Below are 4,093 nucleotides of genomic sequence, written 5' to 3'. Positions count from 1 at the left end.
TTTAACATATCTCAACACCAATTCGTGTCTTATACCGTAGTTTCAATGGTTTGCAGGCGATGAGCCTGTCCATTGTGTTTCGCTCATAATTTGGACGATCAAGGGAGTTGGAAGTGTAAGACGCCGTAGGCGGCTCACTTCCAACTCCCTTGATCGTAACCCGATTGCTGCGTGGCGGTTCAGTCCTCGGAGGAGGGCAGCGGCTCGGGCGACTGTCCCGGTGATACACGTGCGAGGACAGCCGTGTAGAGCTGACGCCAGTATTCCGCCTTACCGCGCTCACGCTCGGCCGTTCGGTCCGCCTTGGCCCTTTCGGCACGGGCATCCCGGACCTCGGTCTCAAGGCGCTCGATCTTGTTGCGGAGTGCCGCTTCGATGTGCCGATATTCCTCAGGCGTTCGCAGTGGAACCTTCTTGCCGTCTATAACCTCGGTTTCCGCGCGGGTTTCGACGCGTTCCTCACCGATCTCGTCGGCGAAGTTGTTGTAGAGGTACTGGCGGCTGACCTTTGCTTCACGGGCCACCGAGACGAACGTCACAGCCTGCCTGGTGTCGCGCAGCCGCATGATCGCATCTTCGACCGCGGCGCGCTTCTCAGCGCTACGACGGCTGCGGGCATCGTTGAGTGTTGCGATCCGCAGATCCGGTCCCATGGTCATGACGTCGCTTCCTCCCGAGCAGCGGCCGGCCTGTAGCGCTGCTTTTCACCCTTGTAGAGACCGCGTTCCTCGATGGAGCGGATGATGGTGTCGGTGTTGTGGACCGCATCCTTGTTGCGTTGCAGGCGCTTGCGCGTGATGTCGGCCATGCGGGTCTGCCCGCCTTCCTCGTAGTTCTGCGCTTCCTGCTCCAGGCCTTCGATCGCGGCGTAAAGTCCGGCCCGCTCGCAGCGGAAGTGCTCCACGTCGTCACCATCGGCGCGGAAGAACCGGCATGTCAGGCAGGCGTGGGCATGCTCGCACCATTCGCCGAGTTGCCCTGGCAGCGTGCAGGCGCCGCCGCAGACGCGGGTGGCCAGCATGGTTTCCTTGCGCAGCAGGAGATCGCCAACCGCTTCGTCGACTTTGCCCGCGATCGTGAAGAACTGGCCGCCACCCTTGCGCAGCAAGGCGTTCTTCTTGAGGTCGAGACGCTTGTTGACGTACATCGACGCCATATCCGGCGAGGCATGGCCGAGCTCGAACATGATGCTCAGGATATCGTGGCCTTCGGCGGCCATCTGCGTCCCTCGATGGTGGCGCAGCGGATGCCACGAGAAGTCGAACGGCTTGCCTTCGCCATCGACGATCCCGTGCCTGAGGCACAGCATCCTGAGCTCCTGCAAGGTCCAGTTGTAACCGAGGAACGATTCCCGTTTGCCGTAAAAGACGGGGAACAGGTATTTGGTGGCGCGGCCATGACGCTGCCGGACGCGATCCCGCTGGGCTTCGATCAACTCGATCATGGCCCGGTGCGCGGAATCGGTCGCCAGCAAGGGCTTGGTGTTCCAGCGGCTGACCTTGTTCTGCCAGAACGTGAACAGCATGAACCGCTTGTCGTGGGGATCGGGCCGCAGGCAGTCGAAGAGCAGGGCATGCAGGTCTTCGGCTCGCGCACCGGTGGTGATCCCGATCATGAAGATTACCGGGATAGGGGCGGGCAGTTCATCGAGCCTGGCCACCATCGCGGCCAAGGCCTCGGGAGGCGCCGCCCGGTTGGCGCCCTCCCGCGAAGCGTAGAGCCGGTTGCGCGGGTCATCCGGTGCCTGCTTGTAGCGGATGCGCCGCGCCGCGCGCTTGTCGAGCGCGATCCGCGGCCATTGCCCCGGTAGCAGCACCGGTGCCGCCCGCATCAGTTGGACGATGTCAGTGTACCAGTTCTTGCCGGCGGCATTGCGCGCGTTTCCCCATGCCAGGTAACGCTCCATCGTCGGCTCATTGATTTGCTCGGGGGCGACAATGCCTTGTTCGCGCAAGAACCGGGCGAACAGGCGCAAGCGCGATAGCATTCCAGCTATAGTCGCCGGCGCAAGTTCGCCATGCGCGACCTTGTCGAGCAGGAAGCCGCGCATCAGCGGGCGCAACCACGGCTCGAAGTTCAGGAAGCTGATATAGGTGTCGCTCCGCCGTTGCCGGTCACGGAAGCGCGTGTCCTCCTCGCTGTAGAGATCGTTGAGCAGGATGATGTCGCGGTCGTGCATCGGCGCCATCTGCGCCCGGCTGATGATCGAGAAGCGATGGATATCGCCGAACAGCTGTACTTCCGGTGAGCGGAACTCGCCGGTGACGATTTCGCCGTCCCGGATCCAGTGGCGGGTCTGGCTTTGCCTGCGCCGTCCATAATTCGCACCATACCAGGCGGCGTAGCGCTCCAGCACTGCATCGTTGTGGTGGTTCGGTTTGCGCACCCCCTCGTCATCCGATGGCGCGAAGCCGGGGTGAGGGATGTCGGCAAGGCAGCCCGCCTCAAAGTGGTGAAGCAGGTCCGCGCCTTCCTCGACCAGATAGCGGATCACCGGGATCCGGCGTTGGAACCAGTGGGCGTCCGCCTTGCGATCGTCGAGCAAGGATGCCGCCAGGTAGGCCTTGATCTCGTTGGTCAGTACCAGAACCGCAGCCTGAAGCGGCAAGCTTGCGTATGTCTGGCTCAGCCAGGGATGTCCGAACACCTCGCTCATCATCGCGTCGGACCAGACGGGATTGGCGACGAGAAGGGGGGATATTTCCGAGAGGCGCCCCTCAAGCCAGTTGTTGTAGCGATCGGTATCGTGCGGTGTGCCGCCGACGAGCGCCAGCGGGGTCAGGCCCATCGCAGATCCTTTCCGAGCAGCTCAGCCTCGCGAAGTTTCTCAAGTCTTTCATGCACCTCGTCTGGACCCGTGAGGTAAAGCCTGCGGATTTCCGAGGCGAACAGGTGCTGGTAGAACGCCGCTGTCGTCTGCGGGCTCGCATGTCCGAGCCGGTCGGCCACTTCGAGCAGGCTGTATCCCGCCGCGATCGCTTCGGATGCATGGCTGTGGCGGAACATGTGCCAACTGAAGGCGATATGGGTGCGCTGCTCCAGCAAGCCCGCGAGCTTCTGCGCGTAGGACAGGCTCATGGCGTGCCCGATGACGCCGGCTTTGACATTGGCGAAGACGTACTCGGTGCCGGACTCGAAGGCCGGCAGATATTCGTCGCTGGTGATGTAGTCGACGTACATGTTGAGCACGTAGTCGTGCACTGGCACACCGCGCGTCCGGCCCGATTTCGCACGGGCCTCATTGGCATTGTCTTCGCGCGGAACGACCCAGATGACCTTTTCGGCGAGATCGATATCGACATGGCGCAGGCCCAGCGCTTCACCGATCCTGAGGCCCGTATTGTAGAGCAGCACGATCAGGAACGCGTCGCGCGCGAGCCCGCAAGCCTCGATCAGCCGCAGAACCTCGCTCGGCGTCAGCCGCTTCTTGAGCACCTGCTGCTGGACCCGGCCGGGATCGCCCGAGAGATAGCGGTCCTTGCGCCGCGTCGTGCGTCGCTGGCTGATATGCTCGAGGAACGGCTTGTAGGTCCGGTGCCCGTCATAGGCCTTCGTGACCTCGGCCGTATCGACCGCGAAGTCGTCGGTGCCGTTATAGAAGCGGTAGAACGATTTGACCGCGAGCTGGATCTGGTTGCGCGTCGATGGTGCCAGAACCCGCGTTTCCTGCTTGCGCAGCAGGATCAGCCGAGGGCTTGGCAGCGCATCCTTTCGGCGTGCGAGCCGCCATGCAAGGAAGCTGTCATACAGCGCAACCGTGGCTTCATGGATGCCGGCGCCGTTGGCGGCAATGAAGTTCGCGAAGTCCACAACGTGACGCACATAAGCCCGGATCGTGTTTGGTGACGCGTGGGTTTGTTCGAGATGGACGATCCAGTGACGAAGGCACTCGACGACATCGCCGTCATCATCCAATACCGTCCACGACCGGCGACCACCGGGCATTTCGATGCGCGCAGCCTGCCAGGGCGTCGTGAAATACGAAGTGGACACGGTTGCAGATACTGTTGAAAGAGCCCCATGACTGCAAGCCTTTCTCCATCACACTGGACACAGTTTACATGGACAGTTGTGGTATCGCTATTAACATAAT

3 protein-coding genes are annotated in these 4,093 nt (G+C 62.1%); all 3 read right to left on the bottom strand.

Annotation, left to right across the window (positions count from 1 at the left end; all coding sequences use genetic code 11):
• Nucleotides 1-179: 179 nt before the first annotated feature.
• From AC58EF_RS28210 to AC58EF_RS28200, 3 genes are read right to left on the bottom strand one after another with little or no spacing between them, the layout of a single operon-like run.
• Nucleotides 180-659, bottom strand: a complete 480-nt coding sequence (locus AC58EF_RS28210) for a hypothetical protein (protein WP_497279675.1) — start codon at nucleotides 657-659, stop codon at nucleotides 180-182.
• Nucleotides 656-2,788: a tyrosine-type recombinase/integrase gene (locus AC58EF_RS28205; protein WP_497279674.1), complete on the bottom strand. Its 2,133-nt coding sequence runs from the start codon at nucleotides 2,786-2,788 to the stop codon at nucleotides 656-658. The genes AC58EF_RS28210 and AC58EF_RS28205 overlap by 4 nt, the downstream gene beginning before the upstream one ends.
• Entirely contained in the window at nucleotides 2,779-3,993 is a 1,215-nt protein-coding gene (locus AC58EF_RS28200) for a tyrosine-type recombinase/integrase (protein ID WP_497279673.1), read from the bottom strand. Before AC58EF_RS28200 ends, AC58EF_RS28205 begins: the two co-directional genes overlap by 10 nt.
• Between the last annotated feature and the right edge of the window lie 100 nt (nucleotides 3,994-4,093).

The organism is Sphingobium sp. WR1, assembly GCF_059693745.1.
This window is presented reverse-complemented; position numbering and strand designations above follow the sequence as displayed.

What these genes read in the sequence shown, in the direction of transcription:
- AC58EF_RS28210 (WP_497279675.1), bottom strand. Translation starts at nt 659, where the DNA reads ATGACCATGGGACCGGATCTGCGGATCGCAACACTCAACGATGCCCGC.
- AC58EF_RS28205 (WP_497279674.1), bottom strand. Translation starts at nt 2,788, where the DNA reads ATGGGCCTGACCCCGCTGGCGCTCGTCGGCGGCACACCGCACGATACC.